Annotated in this window: 25 protein-coding genes; 9 read left to right on the top strand and 16 right to left on the bottom strand. The window is 65.6% G+C overall.

Annotated features, from left to right (window positions below; genetic code table 11):
* The first annotated feature begins 40 nt into the window (after positions 1 to 40).
* From CFB81_RS33315 to CFB81_RS33305, 3 genes are all read left to right on the top strand, one after another.
* Complete coding sequence (locus tag CFB81_RS33315) at positions 41 to 919, top strand: NAD(P)-dependent oxidoreductase (RefSeq protein ID WP_089437974.1); 879 nt, start codon at positions 41 to 43, stop codon at positions 917 to 919.
* A 219-nt stretch (positions 920 to 1138) separates the two neighbouring features.
* Complete coding sequence (locus CFB81_RS33310) at positions 1139 to 2065, top strand: class I SAM-dependent methyltransferase (RefSeq protein WP_256976412.1); 927 nt, start codon at positions 1139 to 1141, stop codon at positions 2063 to 2065.
* A gap of 152 nt (positions 2066 to 2217) precedes the next feature.
* On the top strand, positions 2218 to 2649 hold the full coding sequence (locus CFB81_RS33305; protein ID WP_089438181.1) for an NUDIX domain-containing protein: 432 nt from the start codon (positions 2218 to 2220) through the stop codon (positions 2647 to 2649).
* 860 nt (positions 2650 to 3509) lie between these two features.
* Here CFB81_RS33305 and CFB81_RS33300 read toward each other — a convergent pair.
* The 6 genes from CFB81_RS33300 to CFB81_RS33275 form a co-directional block, all read right to left on the bottom strand.
* Positions 3510 to 4742: an MFS transporter gene (locus CFB81_RS33300; RefSeq protein WP_089437972.1), complete on the bottom strand. Its 1233-nt coding sequence runs from the start codon at positions 4740 to 4742 to the stop codon at positions 3510 to 3512.
* 173 nt (positions 4743 to 4915) lie between these two features.
* Positions 4916 to 5749, bottom strand: coding sequence for a shikimate dehydrogenase (gene aroE / locus CFB81_RS33295; RefSeq protein WP_089437971.1), 834 nt, complete (start codon positions 5747 to 5749; stop codon positions 4916 to 4918).
* Positions 5746 to 6969 (bottom strand): CaiB/BaiF CoA-transferase family protein, encoded by a 1224-nt coding sequence (locus CFB81_RS33290; protein ID WP_089437970.1) that lies wholly within the window; start codon positions 6967 to 6969, stop codon positions 5746 to 5748. Before CFB81_RS33290 ends, aroE begins: the two co-directional genes overlap by 4 nt.
* Positions 6969 to 7427, bottom strand: a complete 459-nt coding sequence (locus tag CFB81_RS33285) for a MaoC family dehydratase (protein ID WP_089437969.1) — start codon at positions 7425 to 7427, stop codon at positions 6969 to 6971. The genes CFB81_RS33290 and CFB81_RS33285 overlap by 1 nt, the downstream gene beginning before the upstream one ends.
* A gap of 2 nt (positions 7428 to 7429) precedes the next feature.
* Positions 7430 to 7822: a VOC family protein gene (locus CFB81_RS33280; protein ID WP_050015379.1), complete on the bottom strand. Its 393-nt coding sequence runs from the start codon at positions 7820 to 7822 to the stop codon at positions 7430 to 7432.
* Entirely contained in the window at positions 7819 to 8769 is a 951-nt protein-coding gene (locus CFB81_RS33275) for a ketopantoate reductase family protein (RefSeq protein WP_069619926.1), read from the bottom strand. The genes CFB81_RS33280 and CFB81_RS33275 overlap by 4 nt, the downstream gene beginning before the upstream one ends.
* Before the next feature lie 81 nt (positions 8770 to 8850).
* Here CFB81_RS33275 and CFB81_RS33270 point away from each other — a divergent pair, with 81 nt between their 5' ends.
* On the top strand, positions 8851 to 9771 hold the full coding sequence (locus CFB81_RS33270; RefSeq protein WP_089437968.1) for a LysR family transcriptional regulator: 921 nt from the start codon (positions 8851 to 8853) through the stop codon (positions 9769 to 9771).
* A gap of 93 nt (positions 9772 to 9864) precedes the next feature.
* On the opposite strand, the gene CFB81_RS33265 is transcribed toward CFB81_RS33270, so the two are convergent.
* Positions 9865 to 10446 (bottom strand): TetR/AcrR family transcriptional regulator, encoded by a 582-nt coding sequence (locus CFB81_RS33265; RefSeq protein WP_069619928.1) that lies wholly within the window; start codon positions 10444 to 10446, stop codon positions 9865 to 9867.
* A 255-nt stretch (positions 10447 to 10701) separates the two neighbouring features.
* Here CFB81_RS33265 and CFB81_RS33260 point away from each other — a divergent pair, with 255 nt between their 5' ends.
* Positions 10702 to 11805, top strand: a complete 1104-nt coding sequence (locus CFB81_RS33260; protein WP_089437967.1) for an alpha/beta fold hydrolase — start codon at positions 10702 to 10704, stop codon at positions 11803 to 11805.
* A 52-nt stretch (positions 11806 to 11857) separates the two neighbouring features.
* On the opposite strand, the gene CFB81_RS33255 is transcribed toward CFB81_RS33260, so the two are convergent.
* Positions 11858 to 12778 (bottom strand): LysR family transcriptional regulator, encoded by a 921-nt coding sequence (locus CFB81_RS33255; RefSeq protein WP_089437966.1) that lies wholly within the window; start codon positions 12776 to 12778, stop codon positions 11858 to 11860.
* Between the two features lie 112 nt (positions 12779 to 12890).
* On the opposite strand from CFB81_RS33255, the gene CFB81_RS33250 reads away from it, so the two are divergent.
* Complete coding sequence (locus tag CFB81_RS33250; protein ID WP_089437965.1) at positions 12891 to 13505, top strand: NIPSNAP family protein; 615 nt, start codon at positions 12891 to 12893, stop codon at positions 13503 to 13505.
* A gap of 38 nt (positions 13506 to 13543) precedes the next feature.
* Here the strand turns inward: CFB81_RS33250 and CFB81_RS33245 are convergent, their stop codons facing one another.
* Together CFB81_RS33245 and CFB81_RS33240 are read right to left on the bottom strand one after the other, a co-directional pair.
* Positions 13544 to 14752: an acetyl-CoA carboxylase biotin carboxylase subunit family protein gene (locus tag CFB81_RS33245; protein WP_089437964.1), complete on the bottom strand. Its 1209-nt coding sequence runs from the start codon at positions 14750 to 14752 to the stop codon at positions 13544 to 13546.
* 37 nt (positions 14753 to 14789) lie between these two features.
* Positions 14790 to 15734 (bottom strand): hypothetical protein, encoded by a 945-nt coding sequence (locus CFB81_RS33240; protein WP_069619933.1) that lies wholly within the window; start codon positions 15732 to 15734, stop codon positions 14790 to 14792.
* A 164-nt stretch (positions 15735 to 15898) separates the two neighbouring features.
* Here CFB81_RS33240 and CFB81_RS33235 point away from each other — a divergent pair, with 164 nt between their 5' ends.
* Positions 15899 to 16774: a LysR family transcriptional regulator gene (locus tag CFB81_RS33235; protein ID WP_089437963.1), complete on the top strand. Its 876-nt coding sequence runs from the start codon at positions 15899 to 15901 to the stop codon at positions 16772 to 16774.
* An 18-nt stretch (positions 16775 to 16792) separates the two neighbouring features.
* On the opposite strand, the gene CFB81_RS33230 is transcribed toward CFB81_RS33235, so the two are convergent.
* Together CFB81_RS33230 and CFB81_RS33225 are read right to left on the bottom strand one after the other, a co-directional pair.
* The gene (locus tag CFB81_RS33230) at positions 16793 to 18061 is read right to left on the bottom strand and encodes an ATP-grasp domain-containing protein (protein WP_089437962.1); all 1269 of its coding nucleotides are present in this window, start codon (positions 18059 to 18061) and stop codon (positions 16793 to 16795) included.
* A gap of 53 nt (positions 18062 to 18114) precedes the next feature.
* Positions 18115 to 19566, bottom strand: coding sequence for an MFS transporter (locus CFB81_RS33225; RefSeq protein ID WP_089437961.1), 1452 nt, complete (start codon positions 19564 to 19566; stop codon positions 18115 to 18117).
* A gap of 404 nt (positions 19567 to 19970) precedes the next feature.
* Here CFB81_RS33225 and CFB81_RS33215 point away from each other — a divergent pair, with 404 nt between their 5' ends.
* Both CFB81_RS33215 and CFB81_RS33210 read left to right on the top strand, forming a co-directional pair.
* On the top strand, positions 19971 to 21092 hold the full coding sequence (locus CFB81_RS33215; protein ID WP_069619937.1) for a TauD/TfdA family dioxygenase: 1122 nt from the start codon (positions 19971 to 19973) through the stop codon (positions 21090 to 21092).
* A gap of 97 nt (positions 21093 to 21189) precedes the next feature.
* Positions 21190 to 22140, top strand: a complete 951-nt coding sequence (locus tag CFB81_RS33210) for an ABC transporter substrate-binding protein (RefSeq protein ID WP_089437960.1) — start codon at positions 21190 to 21192, stop codon at positions 22138 to 22140.
* Positions 22141 to 22246: 106 nt separating this feature from the next.
* Here the strand turns inward: CFB81_RS33210 and CFB81_RS33205 are convergent, their stop codons facing one another.
* From CFB81_RS33205 to CFB81_RS33190, 4 genes are all read right to left on the bottom strand, one after another.
* Positions 22247 to 22786, bottom strand: a complete 540-nt coding sequence (locus CFB81_RS33205; protein WP_069619939.1) for an AidA/PixA family protein — start codon at positions 22784 to 22786, stop codon at positions 22247 to 22249.
* A gap of 60 nt (positions 22787 to 22846) precedes the next feature.
* Positions 22847 to 23350, bottom strand: a complete 504-nt coding sequence (locus CFB81_RS33200) for an inclusion body family protein (RefSeq protein WP_069619940.1) — start codon at positions 23348 to 23350, stop codon at positions 22847 to 22849.
* A gap of 294 nt (positions 23351 to 23644) precedes the next feature.
* Positions 23645 to 24028, bottom strand: a complete 384-nt coding sequence (locus CFB81_RS33195) for a GtrA family protein (protein WP_089437959.1) — start codon at positions 24026 to 24028, stop codon at positions 23645 to 23647.
* Between the two features lie 12 nt (positions 24029 to 24040).
* Positions 24041 to 25084 (bottom strand): glycosyltransferase family 2 protein, encoded by a 1044-nt coding sequence (locus CFB81_RS33190; RefSeq protein WP_069619942.1) that lies wholly within the window; start codon positions 25082 to 25084, stop codon positions 24041 to 24043.
* Between the last annotated feature and the right edge of the window lie 21 nt (positions 25085 to 25105).

Below are 25105 nucleotides of genomic sequence, written 5' to 3'. Positions count from 1 at the left end.
GCGGTGCTGCGCCGTGGCGCCATCTTTTGACGGGAATGAAATGAAACAGCAGATTGGCCTGATCGGCGTGGGTTTGATGGGGCATGGTATTGCACGCAACGTGCTGAAGCACGGTTATTCGCTCACGGTCGTCGAGCATCCGGGCAACCAGCCGCTCGACGAACTGCTGCGCGGCGGCGTGCGGACCGTGCGGACCGCGCGCGAACTGGCCGCGCAAGTGGACGTCGTCATCCTCTGCGTGACGGGTTCGCCCGAAGTGGAGGCGGTGCTCACTGGTGAAGACGGCGTGTTGGCCGGGTTGAAGGACAACGCGATCGTCGTCGATTGTTCGACCGCCGTTCCGGAGTCGACGGTCAGAATGGCGCGGCTCGTCGAAGCGGCAGGCGGGCGCTTCGTCGATGCGCCGATGACGCGCGGCGCCAGGGAGGCGCACGAGGGCCGGCTGAACCTGCTGGTCGGCGCGACGCCGGGGTTGTTCGCGGAGATCAGGCCGGTGCTCGCGTGCTTCGCGGAAAACATCACGCATGTCGGCGATGTCGGGGCCGGCCACAGCATGAAGCTGCTGCACAACTATGTTTCGCTCGGGACCATCGCGCTGCTGTCGGAAGCCGTTGCGTGCGCGAAGCGCTCGGGCGTGGACGTCGCGGTGCTCGCCGACGTGCTCGCAAACGGCGGTGGCGGCGGCGCCGCGCTGAACCGGATGCGTCCGTTCCTGGAGACCGGCGACACGTCCGCGCTGCCGTTCCATATGGCGAACGCGCTCAAGGACCTGTCGTACTACTCGGCGATGGCGGAAGGCGTCGACGCGGCTCGTGCGATCGCGGCGGCTGTTACGGAGACGTACCGCGATGCCGTTGCGGGCGCGGGGGCGCATTGTCCGGTGCTGAAGTTGTCGGATGTGTTGGTGGCGGGGGGCTAGGCGGGACGAGGGTACGTCGCGTTGATGGGCCGGGCGTGCAGGGCAGGATCGATGCCGAGAGGGGTAGCGCCGCGGCACGCTCAGCGCATGATGAGCCCCGCCGTCTGGCGAAATCCACTGTTCCGTCACATAGCTCGACGCCGAGCTGCACAGCCACGGTCCGAGGTTGTCGGTCGAACGTCGCAGGGGCGGTGGGGGGCGGCCGCCGGCCATTTTGAGATGTTCGACATCGTGATCTGGTTCGTCGACAATCCGCTCGGGGTTCAGCCTTTAGAGTCACGAGTGCTCCCAACTAGCGAACAATCGAATGGCGCAAGAATGACCTCGCACACAGAAATATATTTGAAAGACTTTCACCGCCGCCGGGCAGGAGCAACGCGTCGAGCCTACGGTAATCGACCTGCACGATCTGCGCAGGCAGCATACCCGTCCTCCTATCACGCGCTGGCGAATCGTGTACCGAATGACGCGATGTCGCGGACTGTGCTCGATCTGGCGTGTGGTGATGGGCCATTGCTGCAAATTCTGAACGACAGGGGGCATGCAGCAACGAAGCTAATTGGTATAGACATCAGCGATGGCGAGTTGAGCATGGCTCGGAGAATATTGCCGCACGAAGTACGATTGCTCAACGAGCGTGCACAAGAAGTGTCGCTCGATAGCGGCTCGGTAGACTACGTGCTGTCGCACATGGCTCTCATGTTGATGGACGATATCGAACAAGTTGTTCGAGAGATTCGCCGGGTATTGCGTGACGGCGGCAGCTTTTCCGCTATCGTCGGGCGGAGCTTTTTGACTGGCAAGGTCGGCGAAGTCTTTTTGGACATCTTCAAGCCAATCGCGAAGGATCAGCTCACAGAGTTGCGGCTCGGTGATGCGCGCACACGCAGTGAAGCGGGGTGGCAAGAACTACTAAAGCCCGATTTTGTTGATGTGGCTTTTGAAGACATCGAAATCGACTGGGCACCTACACCCGAGCAGCTGTGGTTGGACATGCTGGACACCTACGATGCCGACCGGATGTCGGAAGCGGCGCGCGCACAGTTCAAAAGTGAACTGTTGTCGGCGTTCGCGCCCATGCAAAGCGAAGACGGTACGTTGCACACTGGGTGGGGTCTGCGTCTTGTTCAGGCCACTGCTGCCTAGATGCTCGTTCGCCCAGCGATGCAAGACGCATGATTCCGCTGACGGCCATTTTGAGACATTCGACAAAGTTGCTGGGATCCCAGACAATCGGACCGGCCACAATCTCATTGTGGGGGGGGGAGGTGTCACAGCAGATCGATAACGAAAGCTACATGAGTCGGCTGAGAAAGAAGGTTGGAAGCGATCTGATTTTGAGTCCGTCCGTTGCAGCTGTGATTCACGACCATGAAGGCAAATTGCTGCTTCAGGAGAAGTCGTCTGGAGAGGCGTGGAGTCTTCCCGCTGGTGGAGTTGAACTGGGCGAAAGCCCGCAAGAGGCCATCTTCCGTGAGGTCATGGAGGAAACCGGATATGCAATCCGCATTCACGGCATTCTCAGCGTGTTTGGCGGACGACTGTTTCGATACACGTATCCACGTGGCGACCGCGTCGAATACGTAGTGACTCTGTTCCAATGCAAAATCATTGATGGCTCAGGAATACCAAGCGATCCTGAAACCACGTCAACTCGATATTTTGGAAGGCATGACATGCCGGAACTGGCGCTGCCGTATCCGAAGGACGACTTGTTTCTCCCTTTCTAAGATCACGGCGGATGCCGTTGCGGTTTCACGTGCGGCCAATTTCAGACGTTAGACGCGACCACTTAATTGGTCGACAATTGGATCTACCTCCTACTTGCGCAACATGCTCGGGTACCGACATGAAATCGCTGTCCCCTTCAGATTGTTCGACGTGGCTGAAAAACGAAGAATGTATTGAAGCGCCGTACGGGAAGGCCGGACTAGGCCGCACATCGTATTTGCAATTCGCAGTGCCGGAAACCGATGGGGCAGCTTCCGTGATTGTCGACGGCATTCGCAGCTATCTTGAGCCGCCGAGAACCTGTTTGCTCCAGGTCACGGATTGGTCGAGGTATGGGGAGCTTGAGAATTCACTATTGGAGGAAATGGAATCGACATGCTCCGGCAAGCTAAACCCGTGGGGCGGCTTTGGCCAACTCTTCGAGGCCAGCGAAGCAGATGACGTGCTTGGGTGTTGCGCCACAGTGCTTCGTTGCGGCATGAGCGCATACATCTACATACCGCTAAGAGCCACATTTCTTCTTTGGGAGGGGGAACTTGTCAATCTTTGGGCTAGCGCATCTGTGGCACGGAATCAGTTTCTGCAGCGCTTAATAAGCGCAGGAGTACGAATTACAAACAGCTAAATGGTGACTGCGCAGATGTTTAGAAGTGAATGAACGACGGCTATCGGTCGATACCACTGACCGCAGCGGCTCGGCAGCGGTCGATCCGAAAAAGCGCGAGCGCAGGTTCGCTCGCGTCGCCTGTCGGACTGGGTGCAGGTACTGCTGCATCACCGGATGGATGCGCCGATGATGGTAGCGTTCTTGCCGAGCGTCACGTTCGGCAAGTCCATTTGATTACCGCTCCGCCCCAACTCACCGCCCGTCCACCGCCCGCGCCGGAACCGCTGCCACCCCCAAATTCGCGTCACCAATTCTCGGCAACCACGCAAACGCGATCGTAACCAGCGTGACGCCGACGCCAAGCATCGGCGCCACCATCGGCCACGCGCCCGACAGATAGCGCGGATCGGTGAAAACCGCCGCTGTCTGTCCCACGCTGAAAGCGAAGAACATCATGATGAAGCCGGACCACGATACCGCGCGGCCGGCAAGGTGAGGCAGGCCGCTGACCGCGCCTGCCTGCCCGCACGGCTGATGAATCCCGTGGCCGAGGCAATACACGCCATGCCCGACGAGTAGCGGCCAGATGTTGCCGGGAAGCAGCGCACACCCCAAAGCCTGGATCACAGCCCCGGAAAGACTCAACGTCGCCCCCTGGCGCACCGTTCGCAGCATGCTTTGACGTCGCAGCAACTGCCGGCAGCCAAAGGTACTCAGCACATAGACGAGCGTCCCGCTTGCCGGAATCCAGCCGTATCGCTGCGGCGAGATGCCGAACTGCCGGATGTAAATCGTCGGAGAAAGCAGCAGAAAACAGAACATGCCGGTGTACGTCGACGCGGCCAGCAGCGTCCATACCCTGAACGGGGCATTGCCGAATATCTCGCGCACGTCCCCGGTCGAATTCCGGCGCGGCGCGATTCTGGCGGCGCTTTCCTCGAAGCCGTACCAGCACATGACGAGCAAGCCGAACGCGTAGAGGCTCATCCCCGCGAGTACCCATCGCCAGCCGGCATGCTGCGTGACATACGCACCGACGATCGGGGCGAGGAACGCCATCATCCCCATTCCCATGAAACCGCGCGCCATCACGTACGGGCCGTCGCCCGCCGAATACCGGTCGCGCACGGTTGCACGGGCGCATACCAGTATCGCGGCCATGGCAAAGCCCTGCATCGCCCGCGCGGCCACCAGCATCGCGGCGGTCGACGCGAGCGCCGCCGCCAATGCGGTCAGCGCATAGAGCGCCAGGCCGGTCAGCAAGACGGGACGACGGCCGAACCGGTCGGACAGACTGCCCATCGGCAACTGTCCGACACCGAATATCAATGCGAAAACGGTGAGGCTGACGCTGGCGGAGCCCAGCGTCGCGGCGATTTCAGGCAGTGCCGGCAGGTAACTGTCGGTCGCCACCGGCTGGGCCGCCAGCAGCAGCGGCAACATGAACGCGAAGTTCAGGCGAGCGGGGCGCGTGGTGTCCGGCATGACGGTGTTCGGCACGGTCTCGGGCGTGGGAAGAGGGCGGCGGCAAGGCACGGTTGCTCGGCGCGGCGCGTTCGTATGGACGCGCCGAGTCTACCCGATCGCGCCTGCCGCCCCCGTCGCGCTCGATGCCGTCGTGCATCGGGATCGCCTGCATGCCGATCCCCATCGCGTGTTCAGTCGAACGGCACGGCCAGCCGGTCGATCACCGAACTGGTCGCGGGGCGCACGCCGCGCCACCATGCGAACGCCTCGGCCGCCTGCTCGACCAGCATGCCGACGCCGTCGGCGATCCCGTGCACGCCCGCGTTTTTCGCGAGCCGGAGAAACGGCGTGAGTCGCTTGCCATACGCGAGTTCGTAGGCGGTTCCCGTCGGGCTGAACACGCTCGGCGGGACCGGCGGCAGGTCGCCGGTCAAACTGGCCGACGTCGCATTGACGACCAGGTCGAAACGTCCCATCCGCGCGAGGTCCGCGTAGCTGCCGGCCACGAGCGGGCCGCGCCCGGCGACCTGCGCGGCCAGTGCGCGCGCCTTGTCGACGTCGCGATTCGCGATCACGAGTTCCGCCGGGCCGGCTTCGAGGAACGGCAACAGCGCGCCGCGCGCCGCGCCGCCCGCACCGAGCACCAGCACACGCTTGCCGGCCATCGGCAGATGGAGGTTCGCTTCGATATCGCGAACCAGTCCGATGCCGTCGAAGTTGTCCGCCAGGATGCGATCGCCGTCGAACTTGAGCGCGTTGGCCGCGCCCGCGAGCTGCGCACGCTCGCTGCGTTCATCCGACATCGCGAACGCGTCGAGCTTGAACGGCGCGGTGACGTTGATGCCCTTGCCGCCGCCCTCGAAAAACGCACGCACCGCGGCAGCAAAAGCGCCTGCCGGCTCGAGCGGGCCCTCGATCGCCGTATAGCGGAGGTCCTGCCGCGTCTCTTGCGCGAAGAGGCCGTGAATCAGCGGGGATTTCGTATGCCCGATCGGATTGCCGATCACCGCGTATTGATCAGTCATCGTTGGCTCGCTTTCGAATAGAGGACGCCGTCGGCCTGCATCGCATCGATTTCGGCCGCATCGAACCCGAGAGAACGTGCGACTTCCGCGTTGTGCTGCCCGAGATCGGGCGCGACGTCGCGAATCGTCGTATCGCAATCGGAAAACCGGAACGGCAGGTTGGGCAGGCGCAGCGTCCCGTAGCGCGGATGCTGTTGCTCGACGACCATGCCTCGGGCCTGGATCTGCGGATCGTTCAACACCTCGTCGATGCGCTGCACTTTCGCGCAGGGCACGTCGATGCCGTCCAGCAGGTCGAGTACCGACGCGACGGAACGCGCGGCCACCCACGGCTCGACCACCGACAGGATCTCCGCGCGGTGCGCGTTGCGTCCGGTGCTGTCGTGAAACCGCGTGTCGGCGCCGAAACCCGCCGGGCCGCCGTGCGCCGCGATCAGCGCGGCGAAGCGCTTCCACGCGTCGTCCACCTGCGCGGCGATCACGAGATCGCCGTCCGCGGCGCGGAACACGCCATAGAGTGTCGACGTCGGCATGTCGTGCCCGGTCTGCTCGGGCAGCACGCCCTTCAGCGTGTAGCACTGCACCGCGTATTCGTGCATCGACACCAGCGTGTCGTACAGCGCCATGTCGACGTGCTGCCCGCGGCCGCTCTTCACGCGCCCGAGCAGTGCGGCGTTGATCGCCGCGACCGCATGAATGCCGGTGTACATGTCGCCGAGCGAAATACGCAGCAGCGGCGGGCGCTCGCCCGGCGTACCGACCATCTGCATGATCCCGCTCTTGGCTTCGGCGATCAGCCCGAAGCCTGCGCGATGCGCATCGGGACCGGTGTGGCCGTACGCCGAAATGGAGCAGTAGACGAGGCCCGGATTGCGCGCCGACAGTTCTTCATAGCCAAGCCCGAGCTTGTCCAGCGCGCCCGGCCGATAGTTCTCGATGAAGACGTCGGCGGAGTCGCACAGCCGCTGCATGAACGCCTTGCCGCGCGGGTCCTTCATGTTGACGCTCACGCCGCGCTTGCCCATGTTGAGCTGCAGGAAGTAGCCGCTTTGCTGGTCGTCGAGCACGGTCGCGTGCTGGCGTCCGGCATCGCCGGCGCCGGGACGCTCGACCTTGATCACTTCGGCGCCGAGCGCCGCGAGACAGCGCCCGACATACGGGCCGGCGAGGAAATGGCTGTAGTCGACGACGCGAATGCCTTCGAGGGGACGAGCCTGCATCACGGTGCCTCCGGACGGCGCGGCACCATCAGCCGATGTTCGCCGCGTTGAACGACCTGCCCGTCCTGATTGATCAGTTCCGACGGCAGCACGACGATGCCCCAGTCCGGGCGGCTCTTGCTGGCCCGCATCGAGCCGACGCGGAACGTCACGTGCAACACGTCGCCGACCTTGATCGGCAGCAGGAAATCCCAGGTCCAGCCGAGCGACATGCCCGGCAGGAAGCGGTAGTCGCTCTGGGTCTTCAGGCCGTCGGCCACGGACAGGCCGAACAGCCCGTGCGCGACGAGGCAGCCGAAATGGCTCGCGTTCGCGTATTCCTCGTCCACGTGAACGGGCGTATGGTCGCCGGTGAGGTCGGCATACGCGAGAATGCGCTCCTTGGTCACGACGTAGGTCGGGCTCGTGCACGTGTCGCCTTCGCGGGCATCGTCCCAGTATTTCTCGACGATCGCCATGGTCATGCCTCCGCGCGCGGGTTGATCGCCAGCGCCTGCGCGACGCAGGAAGCCGGCCGGGCCTGAATCAGTTCGACGGCGAGCCCGTCGGGCAGGCGAATCCAGTTGCGCCCCTGCGGCATCTCGGTCACGTCGAATCGCTGCGCGGCGGCCAGCGCGGCCTCCAGGTCTTCGCACATCACGCCGAGATGGGCGAGCCGGCCTTCCGGGCCGTCATGTTCCGGCGCGTGGATGAACTGCAGGCCGCCGAGCGTCCAGTACTGTCGCGGCGCGTCGAGCGTGCCGTCCACTTCGCGCAGCGTCATGCCGAGCACGTCCTCGAAGAAACGGATGTGCCAGTGGATGTCCTTCACCCAGATCGCAACGTGTTCGAGATAGGCTTTCGTGGCGCTCATGCGGCTGCCTCCTCGCGTTGGCGATCGGCCATCGCGCGCTCCAGCCCCTTGATGCAGGCGACGAGCGTGGCATTGACGGGGGTCGGCACGCCGTAGCGCTGCCCGCAGCGCACGACCGAACCGTTGATGAAGTCGATCTCGGTGATCGAGCCTTTCTCCAGGCTTTGCAGCATCGAGGTCTTGAACGCGGCCGGCAGCCCCTCGGCAGCGAGCGTCCACGCCTGTTCGGGATCGGTCATCGACAGTTTCACGCCGGCCGCCTGCGCCGCCGCGATCGCCTCGGCGACCGCCGCGAGCGACGTCGCCTTCAACAGCGGCTCGTCGTAGAGCTGCCCGTAGGTGAGGCCGGTGAGGCCCGTCAGCGCGCCCGTCGCGACATTCACCAGCAGCTTGTCCCACATCGTGCCGACGATGTTGTCGCTGATCGTCGTCGCGAGGCCGGCCGCATCGAACGCGGCGGCGATCGCCTGCACGCGCGGCGTGATGCGGCCGTCGAGTTCGCCGATGTAGGTGTATTTGCCGATCACGCCGGATTCGATATGACCCGGCCCGCGCAGCACGCCGCCGACGTAGGTCTTGCCCGCGAGTACGCGCTCGCGGCCGACGGCGTCGCTCAGGATGTCCTCGTGGCCGAGGCCGTTCTGCAGCGACAGCACGACGGTATCGGGCCCGACCAGCGACAGGGCGCCGCGGATGGCCGCGTCGGTGTGGAACGACTTGACCAGCACCACCACCAGGTCGGCCGCGCCGACTTCGGCAGCCTGCGTCGTCGCGTGCACGCGTACCTGCCGCGTGCCGCGCGCGTCGTCGACCCGCAGGCCGTCACGGCGCATCGCATCGACGTGCGCGGGCGAGCGGTCGATCAGCCAGGTCTCGTGACCGCCTTCGGTGAGGGTGGCGCCGATCGCACAGCCCAGTGCGCCAGCTCCCAGAATCGCGATTTTCAATGGTGTCTCCTTGACGTATGGCCTCACGATAGGAGCCGTCGCTCATGCCGACAATGCAATGGATACAATGACGTCATTGCCATGGACAATAATGCGACGATGCCCGCCGATCTGCCGGACCTGAAGCTGCTTCAGTTATTCGATCTCCTGTACGACGTGCGCAGCGTCACGCGCGTCGCCGAGCAACTCGGCCAGAGCCAGCCGACGGTCAGCATCTGGCTCGGCCACTTGCGGGAACACCTGCACGATCCGCTCTTCATCCGCACGCCGGGCGGCATGGCGCCGACGCCGCAAGCCGACGCGCTGATCGGGCCATGCCGGGAAATCCTCGAATCGCTGCGGCGCTTCACTGCATGGGAGATCGCGTTCGACCCCGCGACCGCCCAGCGACGCTTTCGCATCTGCATGACCGATGCGAGCCACGTCACGCTGTTGCCGCGGCTACTGGCCCATGTCCGGGCGCAGGCGCCGGGCGTCCGGCTGGAAGCTGCACGGATCGACGGCAATACGGAGCGGGCGCTCGAATCCGGCGAAGCCGATCTCGCGATCGGCTATGTGCCGTGGCTGGGCGGTGGCATTTACCAGCAGAAGCTGTATGACCAGGACTGGATTTGTCTGGTCAATCGGCACCACCCGCGGATTCGCGGCCGGCTCGGGGTAAAGCAATATCGGGCGGAAGGGCATGTCGCGATTACGGCGGGAACCGGGGCGCAACTGCTCGAACAGGCGTTGCGGCAGGCGCGCATCGAGCGAGACGTGGTGCTGGAATTGCCGGGGTTTCTCGGGTTGGGGGCGATCGTTCAGACGACCGACCTGATCACGACGCTACCGCGTCATATCGGCGAGACGCTGGCCCAGGCCGGCGATCTGGCGGTTCATGCGTGCCCGATCCCGGTCGACGGCTTCGCGGTGCGGCAGCATTGGCACGCGCGCTATCACCACGAGGCCGGCAACCGGTGGCTGCGCGGCGTCGTGATTCGACTATTCGGTCATTCGCATTGATCTGTGGCTTCGGCGTTCGCGAGGGAGGCTGGAAGTCTCGTGGCTTTCGGGAGGGGCGGAAGGCACGGCTCGTCACGACAACATCGGGGCGGATCACCCTTCGGAAGCCCCCCACCTTTGGCTGCTGACGTCTGCCAGCGCGTCGAATACAGCCGGCGAGCGTTCCAGGCGCGCGATCGTGCGTGCACCCTCGAGCGCGGCGACCAACGCTGCCGCAGCCGACGATGCGCGCGCGGAAGCAAAACCGCATCCCCTGAAATGCGCCGCGATCACCTCGGTCGAATCGGCAAACCCCCGCGCGACCCGCTCGGTCAGCTCGGCGTCGAGCGCGGGCAGTTCGTTGGCCAGGTTTTGCATGAGGCACCCGTACTGGAAATCGGCAGCGACCATTTCAGCCGCAAACGTGCTGAAGAGCCGACGCACGAAATCCAGCGCATGACCGGTCGTTTCGGCCGAGATGTTCTGCAAGACGGCAATTCGATTCGTGACGTACTGATCGATTGCTTCTTCCGCGAGTTGTGCCTTGCCGCGTGGAAAGTGGAAGTAGAACGATCCCTTGGGCGCACCGCTTTCTTCGAGGATCTGGGTCAGTCCGGTCGCGGTGTAGCCCTGGATGCGAAACAGCCGTTCGGCCGTGGCAATCGCGCGAGCGCGAGCGTCAGTCTTGCGTGTCATGCCGGAAAAGTATCACGTTTGCCTTGACCCGGCTATGGCGATCGCCATACTATGGTGATCACCATATTCCGGAGTGCCGCGATGCCCGTCGACAAGAGCAAGCCATCGGCGCCGAGACGAACCGTTCTGGCGATGGGCGCGGCCGGACTGATTGCGGCTTTGTTTCGACCTGCCCGCGCAAACCCGACAGGAGAAGGTGATCCGGCCATGCCAACCTACGCCGCAGGAACGCTTCCCAAAGGGGTGCGTTCGCGCATGGTCCCCGGGGTGAACGGCCTCGATGTCCATATTCTCGAGGCCGGTCATGAAAGCGCCGGCCGGCCGCTCGCGTTGCTTTTGCACGGCTTTCCGGATTTGGCCTACGGCTGGCGGCATCTCATTCCCATCCTGGCCGACGCGGGATACCACGTCGTGGCGCCCGACCAGCGGGGGGTTGGCCGCACCACCGGCTGGGTGAACGACTATGACGCCCCGCTCGCGCCGTTCAGCCTGTTGAATATGACGCGCGACGCGCTCGGACTGGTTTCGGCGTTGGGGTGTCGGCAGACGTCGATGCTGGTAGGACACGACCTCGGCTCGCCCGTGGCGGCGTATTGTGCGCTCGCGCGACCCGACGTCTTTCCGTCGGTGGTGTTGATGAGCGCACCGTTCCCTGGCCCGCCTGCGCTTCCGTTCGACACGGCGCGAAGCGAGGCATCGTCGGCTCGACCGAACGATGACGCTCGGAAACTGGCGGCGGCGCTTGCGGCGCTCGATCCGCCGAGGGCGTATTACCAGCAATACCTCAGTACACGAAACGCCAACCGGGACATGTGGCATCCACCGCAAGGTTTATCCGCGTTTCTTCGCGCATTTTTCCATGTCAAGAGCGCCGACTGGCCGGGCAACAAGCCGCATCCGCTCAAGGCGCTCACGGCTGCGGAGCTGGCGCAAATGCCCACGTACTACGTGATGGATCTCGGCAAGACGATGCCCGAAACCGTCGCGCCATTCCAACCGTCCGCCAGCGAAACCCTTGGCTGTACATGGCTGACCGATGCGGAACTTGGCGTGTACACGGCGGAGTACGGCCGCACCGGGTTCCAAGGCGCGCTTCAGGCTTATCGTGTGTTGTCCGATCCTGACCTGAACGCCGAGTTGCGCCTGTTTTCGGGCAAGACGATCGACGTCCCCTCGCTCTTCATTGGCGGCACGAGCGATTGGGGCACTTATTCGGCGCCGGGCGCGCTCGATCTGATGAGAACGAAGGCGACGACGAGAATGCGTGGCATTGAGCTGATCGATGGCGCAGGCCACTGGATCCAGCAGGAGCAACCGGCCAGACTTGCCGAACGCTTGCTCGCTTTCGCGAAGGCGTGAAGCGGGGCGCGGTGGAAGAGGGCGTCTTTCGCGACCGGCGGCGGTAGCCGTATCACATCCGGGAGGCCGTTTCGGCGCCGAACCGGTCGACCACGAATTCGGTAAAGCTGCGAAGCTTCGGTGATTTCTGCTTCTGTTGCGGATAAAGCAGATTCATCGATCGCTCGGGGGCGGCGAAGTCCGGCATGATCTCGACGAGGCGCGCGTCGCGAATGTCCTCGTGGATCAACATCGAAGGCAGCATCGCGATACCGAGCCCGCTCAACGTCGCCCGGCGCAACGCTTCCGCGCTGTCGATTTTCAGTCGGCCGTCCACGCAGATGCTCATCGGCCCACCCGGGCCTTCCAGCATCCAGTGGGCGTGCGCCGCGTGCCATTCCGATCGGGGCGGATACGCATACGTCAGGCAGTGATGCTCGCGCAGCGCGTGCGGCGTAGTCGGCGCGCCATGTTCGTGAACGTAAGCGGGCGACGCACAGAGCACCAGCCGGTACGGCGCCAGCGGACGCGCGACCACATCCGGACTGGCGAGCGTGCCGATGCGAATGGCGGCCTCGAAACCTTCGTCGAACAGATCGGCGAGCGAGTCGGTTGCGACGATATCGAGCTTGATCTCGGGGTAGCGCTGGTAATAGTCCGCGAGCGCGGGAATCAGGCACTCGTTCGTAAACACGACAGGCGCAGTCACGCGCAGACGCCCGCGCGGATGCTTGAGGTGATCGAGTGCAAGCTGTTCCGTGTCGTCGACCAGCCCGAGGACTTCGACGCATCGCTCGTAGTAAGCCCGGCCGAACGCGCTGACTTTCTGCTTGCGCGTCGTGCGGTGAACGAGGACCGCGCCCAGCCGGCTTTCCAGCGCCTGAAGGTAGTTGCCGACCATGGTCGGCGACAGATCGGACGCCTGCGCGGCCGCCGTCAGGCTACCCGTTTCCACGATGCGGACGAATACGGCCATCGCCTTGAGGAGATCCATTGCGCAATGGTACTGGATTCTGTTTCAAGGTGCGGCGCGTTTATCCGCCGCCGGTTTGGAAATACATTGCGGTGGAAATGCATTGCGACAGGCGAGCGAAAGGAGGGCAGACATGCTGTATGAACTCACGACGTTGTCGTGTCCGCTTCTGGACCAGAATATCGTGTCCCACCGTGCGCATCACTGGGTATCGGATGCCGGCGCGCTAGGGCGGCTGCTTGGCGCATGGCGCACGGAAATTGGCGAGCTATCGCGGGTCGTCGTGCTGCGTGGCTTCGAGACGATGGATGAATTGCAGCATGAACGCAATCGGGCATTGAGCGCCGAGCAACCTTTCGGGATTGAAAGCGCGTCCGTTCGATTGAACATGGAAAGTTACGCACTTTTTCCTTTTCTACCCGATATCGAACCGGCGGTATTGGGCGACTTCTATGAGATTCGTCGCTACTGGCTGAAGGCCGGCGGTGTGGCGCCGACCATTTCCGCGTGGGAACGCGCGGTGGGCCCGGCCCAAGCCTATACGTCGCATCTCGTTTGCAACATGTACGCGCTCGATGGACCGCCGCGCATCACGCACATCTGGGGATTCTCGAGTCTGGAAGAACGCATGGCGTTGCGAAAGCGGCACTACGCGGAGGGTCTTTGGCCGCCGGCAGGCGGCCCGGAACAGATCGAAAGGGCGACGTCGACGATCGGCTTGCCGGAGGCGTGGTCGCCGTTGCATTGAATGCGCCGCCGGCGCAAGCAAACCGCGCTTCCCCGAAGTCAGGCCGACTCGGTAGTGGATTTCAATTCACCGCGCTCAGCGGCCAAACCCACGTCGCGCGCCGAATCGTGCCCCGTCGGCAACGCCACCCGCACATAAAGAAACGCACGCCGTTCACGATCGGGCAGCACCTGCGGCCCGTAGCTGATCCTGACCGCGCCATCATCGATCTCGCCCGCCTGCTCGAAACGCCACGCACCGGGATCGCTGTCGAGCAGGAATTCGGCGCGCGCATATGCGTGCGGCTCGAACAGCTCGGGGATCGTCACCGCCTTTCCGTCGAGCTTGTCGAGCAACGCTTCGACCACGTTGAAGCCATAGCCGTCGCGCACGATGTCGCAGATGAAGCTGCCCGCGATGCGCGGATTAAGTTCGATCACGTGCGGCACGCCGTCATGCACGATGCAGTCGAGATGCACGGGCCCCCACGTGAGCCCGGCGGCGGCCGTCGCACGCGTGCCGACGTCGATCAGCGCGCGCAGCGTGTCGGCGTCGAGATCGAGTTCCGACGTATAGCCGCGTTCGAGAAAACCCGCGCCATGCCGCTTCAGCTTGCGCAGCGCGCCGACGTAGTGGCCGTCGAAATACTCGACGCAGTATTCGCTGCCGTCCAGGAATTCCTCGATGACGACGCGTTCGGTCGCAAGCGACGGTGCATCGGCCTGCGCGGCGGCGAGCGCGTCGAGCTGCGCGCGCACGGCGGCGATGTCCTCGCAGCGGCGCACGCCGTCGCTCGCGGAGCCTTCCGACGGCTTGACGACGACCGGAAAGCGCAACGGGGCCGCGGCGGCCGCGAGCGCCGCCGGCGCGGTGAGCGTACCCGCGACGAATTGTGCGGCCGGGATCCCGTGCGCGGCGAGCAGCGCCTTCTGGTTCGACTTCGATACCGCGTGCGCGACATGCCGCGCATCGGGGCCGGGCAGGCCGAGCGCATCGGCGACCCACGCGGCGGTGCGCGCATAGCTGTCGTGCGCGGTCGTCACGCGCAGCGTGTCGGGTTCGTCCGGAAAGCGCGCGCGCAGCCATTCGACGAGCTGGCCGGCGTCGGGCGCGAGATTGACCGTCTCGACGCCGTCGGGAAACACGTCGTCGACGCGATGGCCGGGCGCGGTGATGACGGTCACGGCCACCTGGCGTGCGACGGCGGCGCGCACCAGTGCGACGCTGCTGCCAGTGGCGCGTGCGCCGATCACGATGAGTCGCTTCATGATGAATCCTTGATCGAGGACGGAAGAGGGATACCGGCTAGCGTGCGCGCCTGCGCAGCCGCTGCGCTTCGAGGCGCGGCAGCAGATGCTGGACGACGCGCGGCAGCGTATAGATCGGCAATTGCGCACACGCGAACACGAGCGCCATGGTCGGCGTCGCGGCCAGCCCGAGCGCGGCCCACATCAGCCCGACGTTGCGATTGGCGACGATCAGCGCGACGTTCAGGCGCGTGCGGACGTCGCCGGGCGTGAGCCCGTACGCGACGATCTGGAAGCCCGCGTTGACGGCGAACGCGAGCGCGATCGCGGTCAACGCGCGGTGCGGTGCGTCGATGATCGACTGCTGCATGCCGGCCATCGTGCCCAGCGCGAATATCAGCAGCGCGACGACGACGGTTGCGTCGATCGGCGTCGCATGGCGCGCGAGCCGCGCGCCGGCAAAGCGCCGCACGAGCAGCGCGACGCCCTCGGCGCTGCCGATCAGCAGCGCGAGCCGCAGCGCGAGGCTCGACGGCGAGATCGATACCGCCGCGTCGTGGCTGAACCAGGCGGTCAGCAGCGGCGCGGTCAGCGGCACGAACACCATCGACGCGAGGGTCGCGACGAGTGCGACACTGGCGTCGAGCGACAGCATACGCGCGATCGTCGACGTGCCGCTCGACGGCGGCGCGCAGTAGGCGATCACCAGCGCGACGACCCAGTCGTACGGCAAACCCGCGAGCCGCGCGGCGATGCCGAGCGCGACCGGGCACGCGATCATCGTCACGGCGGGCAGCAGCAGCGACACGGCGGGCCGCCGCGCGACCGCGCGCACGGCGCTCGGCTCCACGCGCAGCAGCGTGCCGAGCACGAACAGGAACACGGTAACGGGCATCAGCGGCCGCGCGAGATCCGCGAGCGGCGGCGCCAGCAGCCCGAGGCCGACGCCGCATGCGAGCACGGTCGGGCCGCGCCGCACCAGTGCGGCGATCACTGTGCGCACGGACGAACCTCGGGCTGGCGGCGAACGGGAGTGAAGCCGAAGCAGGCAGCGGATGGCATGCGGATTCCTTGGAGAGGCGGCCGGCAGGGAATACCCGCTAGGCTAATCCGGATGATGAGCGAAGTAAAATGATATAAGATGAATCAGTAACAAGAGAAACTGATATGAACATCCCTCTGCTCGAAACTTTCCGGGCGGTCGTGCAGGAAGGCAGCGCGTTGCGCGCGGCCGAACGGCTCGGCTGCACGCAATCGAACGTCACCGCGCGGCTGCGTCAGCTCGAGGAGTCGCTCGACGCGCCGCTGTTCGACCGGCGCGGCAAGCGGCTGGTGCTGAACGATGCCGGGCGCCGGCTGATGCCGTATTGCGACCGCATCTTGCGCCTCGTCGACGAAGCGACGCAGGTGGTGCGCGAAACGCCGGTTGCCCGCAGCGTCCGGCTCGGTTCGATGGAAAGCACGGCCGCCACGCGGCTGCCGGCGCTGGCCGCCGCGCTGAAGGAGCGCGATCCGGCGCTCGGCCTCGCGGTGCAGATCGGCAGCGAGCCGGATCTGGCCGACGCGCTGCTGCGCGGCCGGATCGACGCGGCGCTCACCGCACGCGCGGTCGTGCGGCCCGGGCTGCATTACGAGCCCGCGTTCGCGGAAGACATGGTGCTGGTGAGCGCGGCGACCGTCACGCGCCGGCAGTTGCTGGCCGACAACACGGTGCGCTTGCTCGCGTTTCACGACGGCTGCCCGTATCGCGCGGTCGCGGAGCACTGGCTGAAGGCGCGCGGCGTCGCGATCGAATCGGTGTCGTCGTTCGGTACGTTCGGCGCAATCCTCGGCTGCGTCGCGGCCGGGATGGGCGTCGCGATCCTGCCGAAACGGATCACGACCGAACACGTGGCGCGCAAGGAGCTGCGCACGCACGCATTCGACGATCTCGACAGCGTGACGACCTACCTCGTCACGCCCGACGAAGCGCCTGCGTTGCCCGAACTCGACGCGTTGCGCGCGGTGCTCGGCCGGCAGGCGGGTGCGCTGCTCGCGCGCTGACACCAGCACGCTGCGGCCCTAAGCCGGCACGACCGCACGCTCGTCCGCGAAGAAATCGGCCTCGATTTCGCGAATGCGCGCGCAGTCCTCGAGCAGTCGCTCGAACGTCGGGCTGTACAGGCCGACCGTGCCGAGCGCCGTCTGCAGGTCGGTGGTCACGCGTAGCGTATCGCCCACCTTGATCCATTGCTTGAGCCCGACGAACGACGGTAGCGCCTGGATCGCCTGCCACGTGAAATCCTGCCGCAGCACGCCGTTGCGCGACGACAGCAATAGCACATGCCCGCAGTATCCGCGAAAATCCGCCGGCGTGGCGACGTCGCCGAACAGCCGCTCCGGATGCAGCACGGCTTCAACGGTGGCCGACACGTGATTCTCGCCGCTGACCGCGCTCGTCAACCGCGGGTCGAGGCTGCCGTGCAGCCGCGCGTTCAACTCGACGATGGTCGGGCCGTCGGCCGTATCGAACAGCTCCAGATGAGTCGGCCCGAAGCGCACGTCGAGCGCGTCGAGTACGTCGGCCGCGTAGTCGAGCAGCGGCGCGTAGCGCGGGTCGGCGTGGTTCAGCACCAGCATCTTGTCGAGCCGCGGCGCGTGCGTGCGGTCGCGATGCACTTCCCACAGGCTGACCACGCGATGGCGGCCTTCGAACGACACCGAATCGACGATGTATTCCTGCCCTTCGGAATAGCTCTGGATCACGATGTCGTCGTTCGGCTGGTTGTACAGCGAACGGGTGGCGAGCACGTCGCGCGCGGCGGCCTCGACCTGCGCGAGCGTCCGGCAGATCTTCACGCCGGCCACGCCCGCGCTGCGCGCCGGCTTCACGACGAGCGGCAACGTGCCGTGCGCGCGCGCCCAAGCGAGCGCTTCATCGACCGACGTGCTGTGGAAATGCGCGGGCGCGCGCAGCCCGGCCTGGCGAATGCGCTCGTTCATCGCGAACTTGTCGCGTCGAGCGGCGGAGGTCGCGAGCGGGTTGCGTGACGGCACGTCGAGCCGCTCGGCCAGCGTGTCGGCCAGCTCGAGCGCCGCGTCGAGACCGTGCAGCACCGCGCCGATTCGCAGGTCGCTCAGCTGTGCGAGCGTCGCGTCGATGTCGCCGCGATGCTGGACCTGCCGGATGTAGTCGGACGGCACGAACTGGTTTCGGTAGATGGCCGGCAGATCGGGGTCGCTGATCACGTGCACGCAACGGATGCCGTATGCACGAAACGCGGGGGCCAGGTACGCGGCGGTCGACGCGCCGTCGACGATCAGGACGGTATCGATGAAGCGATGCTGCATGGATTCCTCGCTCGGATGGGGGATCGGTTGAAGGATGTCGTGCGGCAAGGTGTTCAGGCCCGGGTGCCGTCGCCGCGTGCGTCGCCGGGCCAGCGCACGGCCAGCACGATACAGAGCGCGACGAGCGCGGCCGCGATCGCAAACGCGCGCGACGCGCCGGCCACGATTGCCGCGCCTTGGCCGGCAACCAGCGCGCCGAGCGCCGCGACGCCGATCGCGGCGCCGACCTGGCGTGCGGTGTTGAGAATCGCGGACGCGGTGGCCGAGCGGGCGGCCTCGACGCTGCCGAGCATCGTCGACGTCAGCGCGGGAATCGCGATGCCGCCGCCGATCGCCATCGCCGCAAGCCCCGGCGCCAGCAGCGCGTACGGCGTATACGCGGCGAGGGTCTGCCACAGCCACACGTAGCCGGCGAGCGATATGGCGAGGCCGACGATGACGGTCGCGCGGAACCCGTAGCGGACCGCGAGCCGGGCGCTCGCGATGTTGGCGAGCATGATGATCGTGAGCGGCGCGAGCGCGAGCCCCGATTCGGTCGCCGTGAAGCCGCGCGCGTTCTGGAAATAGAGGCTGAGCGAGAAGATCAGCCCGTAGAACGCCGCATTCGTGATCGCGCCGATCGCAAGCACGCCCGGCACGCGGGCGATCCGGAGGAGCGCGAGTTGCAACATCGGCGCGGCCACGCGCCGCTCGATCGCGACGAACAGCGCACCGAGCACGACCGACGCGATCAGCGCGGCAGCCGCATACGGGTCGCCGATTCCGTGCGCACCGGCCCGGATGATGCCGCTCGTCAGCAGCCCGAGCACGAGCACCGCGACGATCTGGCCGGCCGGGTCGAACAGCCGCGGGCGCGCGGCGGCGGAATCCCGCACGTGACGCAGCGTGAGCCATAGCCCGAGCGCGCAGATCGGCAGGTTGATGAAGAAGATCGCGCGCCAGCCGAGCGAATCGATCAGCAGGCCGCCGAGCGTCGGCCCGGCCGCGCTGATCGCGCCGCCCGTCGCGCTCCACCACGCGACGGCTTTTACGCGCGCGGCAGCATCGTTGGCGCACGCATGCGTGATGAGCGCGAGCGACGTGGGCAGGATCATCGCGGCGCCGACGCCTTGGGCGATGCGCGCGGCGACCAGCGCGGCCAGCGACGGCGCAAGCGCGCAGCCGAGCGACGCGAGCAGGAACAGCGCGAGACCGTAGGCGAACAGCCGGCGGCTGCCGAAACGGTCGGCCAGCGTGCCGGACGTCAGCAGCAGCGCGGCGAACGACAGCGTGTACGCATCGACGATCCACTGCAGCCCGTGGACGCTCGATCCGAATGCGTGGCCGAGGCTCGGAATCGCGACGTTGACGACGGTCACGTCGAGCTGGACGATCGCGAAGCCGAGGCTCGCGGCCGCGACGGTCGGGAAGATCGCGCGCAGCGACGCGCGGGGCGGAGCCGCTGCGGCGGTCGGCGCGCGGTCGACCGGGGCGACGTGGTCGAGTGCCGGGGCACGGTCGCTCATCGCGGCTCCCGCGGCATACGGAACGTGCGGGACATAGGGCGCAACAGGCGGTATCGAGTCATCTGGCGGGTTCCCGTGTGGAGATGAACGGAGCCGGCTTCTCGTCGCGAGCCGGCCGCATCGTCGAATCCGACAGAAAACTAGCATCGACCCGTTGGAGAATACAAATAATAAGCAACGATTTTTTAACAAGTATTCGTGTTAAGGAACGGCGCACACACGGTGAACCGGTTCCGTCCGCATTGCTGAACTTATATCGATAATTTTTGTTTGCAATCGAATTAATATCATTTCGAAATGCAATGACGGTCTCCTAGTCTTGTCGAGCGCTTCGCACCGAGGACGGCGGAGCGCGGCGGCGATGCCACGCCGCTCTTCGAACCAGATCTTTATTCGAGAGACCTATGACCTATCTCGCAGATGCACGTATTGCCTTGACGGCAGCGGAATCCGCTCACATCCGCAAGACGCTCGGCACGCTGGATTACGACCCGGCCGGCGGCGCAGGCTATATCAGCGCAGTCCGCAAGCTGGCCTACAACGCGTTTCCCGACCGGATCGTCGACGCATTCGATCGGGCGAAGGCGCCGACCGCGGACGCGCACGGCTCGATCGAGCTCGACAACCTGCCGATCGACGACGGCGTGACGGGCAGCCCGCGGTTCGAGGAAACCGGTCGCTCGTTCAAGGCCGGCGTGCTGAGCGAGAACGTGCTGGTCGCGTTGAGCACGCTGGCCGGCGAACCGTACTCGATCGCGCACGAAGGCCGCGAGCTGGTGAACAACCTGACGCCGCACAAGGCGACCGCGCGCGACTACACGGGCCTCGGCTCCGAGGTTGAGCTCGACTTCCATATCGAGAACGCCGCGCAGGCGCACATGCCGGAAGGCGACACGTCGCCGTTCGCGCTGCTGCTGCTCGGCGTGCGCAGCGAGGCCGGCGGCGGCCCGTACACGCGCGTCGCCGATGCGCGCCGCGCACTGCAACTGCTGTCGGCGGACGATATCGCGCAACTCTACGGCGAGCACTACATCATTCGCGTGCCGTACCGGTGGCGCGGCGCCGCGCCCACGCCGCGCGACAACACCGACCTGAGCGCCGTGCTGTCGGGGCCGCTCGATGCGCCGCGCGTGACGGTCGCGTTCTATCCGGACATGGTGCTGGCGGTCAACACACGTGCGCAGGAAGCGCTGGCCAACCTGTATCGCGCGGTGCGCGAGGTGTCGTTCGGCGTGCAGGTATCGCCGGGCAAGCTGGTGCTGATCAACAACCACTTCACGCTGCATTCGCGCGACCGCTTCGATCCGCAGTACGACGAGAACGACCGCGCGTTCCGCTGGGTGCAGCGCGTGTTCGTCGCGCGCAGCCTGTGGAACTTCCGTGCGTTCACACCGCTGCAGGCGCGCGTGTTCGACCCGAAGGCGGTGTATGCGGGCGAGTCGGCGCACACGAGGCGTCCGTCGCCCGTCGTGCAACCGGCGACGCAGCGTGCGGCCGCGGTCGAACTCGAAGCGACGCCTGCGTGATCGACGCGACAGGGGCAGCGACTGGCGCCGAACGTTGCCAGCCCGCTGCCCGCGCTCGCTCCGAGCATCCGCGAATAAAAACAGGAATCCACAAGACATGAGAAGAACCGCCTTTCCCGTTGGGCGCATCGTCCGCGTGCTGGCCGTCGCGCTGATCGCGGCGAGTGCCGGAAGCGCCGTCACCGCGCACGCTGCATCGTTCGACCTGAGCCCCGAGCAGCCGGCCCGACAGCGCGGCACGCTGAACCCGGCGGTCGAGCAGGCGCTGCCGGCCGGTTTCCGGTTTGCCGAAGCGAATACGCTGACGATCGGCATCGCGCCGAACCTGCCGCCGCTCAGCACCTATGCGACCGACGCGCGCACGGTGGTCGGCTTCGATCCCGATCTCGCGCAGCTGATCGCGGACAGCATCGGCCGCAAGCTGAAGATCGTGCCGCTCGCATGGGCCGACTGGCCGCTCGCGCTGCAGTCCGGCAAGGTCGACGCGGTGATCTCGAACGTGACGGTGACCGAGCAGCGCAAGGAGAAGTTCGACTTCTCGACCTACCGGAAGGACCAGCTCGGCTTCTACGTGAAAACCAACAGCAAGCTTGCCGCGATCCGCGAACCAAAGGATGTCGCCGGGCTGCGGGTCGTGACCGATTCGGGCACGAACCAGGAAAAGATCCTGCTCGAATGGAACCGGCAGAACGTCGCGCGCGGCCTCGCGCCGGTCGAGATCCAGTACTACGCGGATGCGGCCGAACGCTGGGTCGCGCTGCAGTCGGGCCGCGTCGACACGATCTTCAGCGTGAATTCGATGCTCGCGTATCAGGCATCGCTGCGCGGCGATGCGAAGCTGATCGGCACCGTCAGCGGCGGCTGGCCGCGCACCGCCGATATCGCGATCACGACCCGCAAGGGCAGCGGCCTCGCCGATCCGCTGACGCTCGCGATCAATGCGCTGATCGCGAACGGCAGCTATCGGAAGGCGCTCGATCACTGGCGGCTGGACGCCGAAGCGATCGACCGGTCGCAGACCAATCCGCCGGGGCTGCCGCGCACCTGAGTACGGCGTGCGGCGGGGCTCGCGTGAGCATCGTCGTAGTCGTCCTCCGCCCGGTCGCGTTGAAGCTGCCAGCCGGCGGCTGCTTGAAATAATCGTCGCGATCCGGCTACGGCTTGGCGCCGGGCGGTTTCGTGTCCGGCCGGCGGTCGGCGATCTCGATCGTCGTTTCCCAGCGGAAATAGCCCGACACGGCGCCGTCGCGATCGAGCACCGCGAAATCGGCCGTGCACGAGGTGGCGCCCGCGGCCAGCACCTCGCTGCGCCAGAAATGGTCTTTCATCGGCTGGCACGACGGATGCAGCAGATCGTCGCCGTCCGGCACCGGCATGGCGGCGTCGCGGATTTCCGCTTCGATCGGCGCGACGATGCCCGCGTCCTTCAACGCGAACCGGACGAACAGCACGGTCACCTCCGCACGCAGCGCGAGCGCGGTTTCGCGCAGATGAAGCTGGTCGCCCGGCGACAGGCCGGCGAAGAGCCGGTTGTCGTTGTGGCCGGCCTGCCCGGCGTCGCCGGGGCTCAACACGTAGATGTGCCGGCCATCGATCACGGTCGGCGCGTCGGCGTCCCGGCTCGCATCGGGGTAGGCCGACAGCAGCGTGACGGCGTCGACGATCGCCAGGACATCGTAACGAACACCAGACATGAGCACGCCCTCCGCAACAAGGGAGCGGCCGGACGGCCTGCGGCCGCCCGTGTGCCGCGATCAGTTATGGATCGAGATGAACGGATCCCACGAGAAGCAGCCCTGGCTCTGGCAATTGCGATCGATGATCTGGAACTGGAAGTGGTAGGTCACACGGCCGACCTTCAGGCATTCGGACGACCAGTAGTAGTTCGCGACCTTCTGGCACGTCGGCACTTCCGGTTTGCTCGTGTTCGGCACCGGGATCGATGCTTCCGCGACGCGCGGCGTCGGCGTCGAGATCAGGTCGTTGCCGGCGTTGGCGACGAACTTGTAGAACACCACCTGGTTTTCGAAGCCCAGCGACAGGCTCGTTTCGCGCCAGCGGATCAGGTCGCCGACCTGCGCCTTCAGGTCGAGCTCGCCGCCCGCCTGCCCGGAGATGACGTTGTCCTGGTTCGTCACCATATAGACGTAATGCCAGTCGATCAGCGTCGGCGCGGCCGGATTCTTGCTGGGATTCGGATATTTCTTGAGAATGGTTTCGGTATCGAACGAGACGAGCACATCGGTAACGCGTGACATAGAAGCTCCCGTTTCAAGTAATGGAACTTATCGTTGCGCGAATTGCTTCGTGCGGCCGCCATCGCGTTGTGCTGCAAGGGTTTTCGCCGGGTTCGACGCATGCAGAAGCGACGGCGAATGCAGATTATCCCGTTTGGTTAATCGTGGAAGCTGTAAAAGTAAACAGGTCTGCAAATGATTTGTCGGGTTAATTTTGAAATCGGAATCAATCGAATCGATGCGTTACATAAATATCACGACATTGAATCTGTTAATTGATTGACCGATTATTGGCAGAACTGGGAAGCGGGCCGCTTACCGGTACGTCCAGAGCCGGTGCAGCACGAACGTCGTCGGCGGGATCAGCAGCGCGATCGCGACGACGCTCGTCGCGCGTGACGCATCCAGCGCCTCGGCGGCGCGCGCAAGCAGCATCGTTTCGACGAACCCGACGAGCGTGACCGCGAAAAAGCGCGTCGCGTTGCGGGTGCGCACCGTCGACGAGAAGCTCCACAGCGTATTCGCCAGATACGAGAACGCGGTCGCGCAGAGGAACGCGACCCCATTCGCGGTCACCGGCGTCGCATCGAGCAGCGCGAACAGGGCCGCCGCGACCAGCGAGTGGATCGCGGTCGAGCAGAGCCCGGACACGCCGAAGCGCACGAGCCGCGTGCGCTCGGCCTGGAGCAGCGCGATCATGGCGCCCGCACGTCAGCGCGCGCCGATGCGCGCCCGGACCGGCTGCGCGCGCCGGCGTGCGGGCTGGCGGCGTGCGTCGCGCGCGACCGGCAGTTCGATCACCTTGCCGTGCGTCTGGTAGCGGCGGCGGATCAGGTACACGGGCCGTTGCTTCGATTCGTCGTAGATCCGCCCGACGTATTCGCCGACGACGCCGATCCCGATCAGCTCGATGCCGCCGATGAACAGCGTGACCGAGATCAGCGACGCGTAGCCGAGCACCGGATTGCCGAACAGCAGCGTGCGCAGGATGATGAACGCGCCGTACACGAACGCGAGCGCCGCGATGCCGATGCCGATGTAGGTCCAGCTGCGCAGCGGCACGGTGCTGAAGCTGGTGATGCCCTCCAGCGCGAAATTCCACAGCTTCCAGCCGGAGAATTTCGAGTGTCCGGCGCTGCGCGGGTCGCGCTGGTACTCGACGATCACGGTCTTGTAGCCGACCCACGCGAACAGGCCCTTCATGAAGCGGTGCCGCTCGGGCAGGTTGCGCAGCGCGTTCACGACCTTGCGATCCATCAACCGGAAATCGCCGACGTTTTCCGGCAGCTTCACGTCCGACAGCAGGTTGTGCACGCGATAGTAGATCGCGGCGGCGGTGCGCTTCGCGAATGAATCGCAGGCGCGGTTGCTGCGCTTGGCCGCGACGACCTCCGCGCCGTCGCGCCAGTGTTCGATCAGCACTGGAATCAGGCTCGGCGGATCCTGCAGGTCGGCGTCGAGCGGGATCACCGCATCGCCGGCGGCTTCGTCGAGGCCGGCCGTCAGCGCGGCTTCCTTGCCGAAATTGCGGGTGAGATCGATGACGCGCACGCGCCGCTCGGCGGCGCCGATCCGGACCAGGCGTTCCAGCGTGTCGTCGCGGCTGCCGTCGTTCACGCAGACGATCTCGAAGCGGATCGCATCGATCGCGCTCATCAGCGGAATCACGACGTCGAAGAAGCGCTCGACGGCTTCGCCTTCGTTGTAGAACGGCACGACCAGCGAAACGAGCGGCGTGTAGATGGACTCCCGCATGATGATTCCCCTTGTGATGTC

This window comes from Burkholderia sp. AU28863, from assembly GCF_002223195.1.
Lineage (GTDB): Bacteria > Pseudomonadota > Gammaproteobacteria > Burkholderiales > Burkholderiaceae > Burkholderia > Burkholderia sola.
This window is presented reverse-complemented; position numbering and strand designations above follow the sequence as displayed.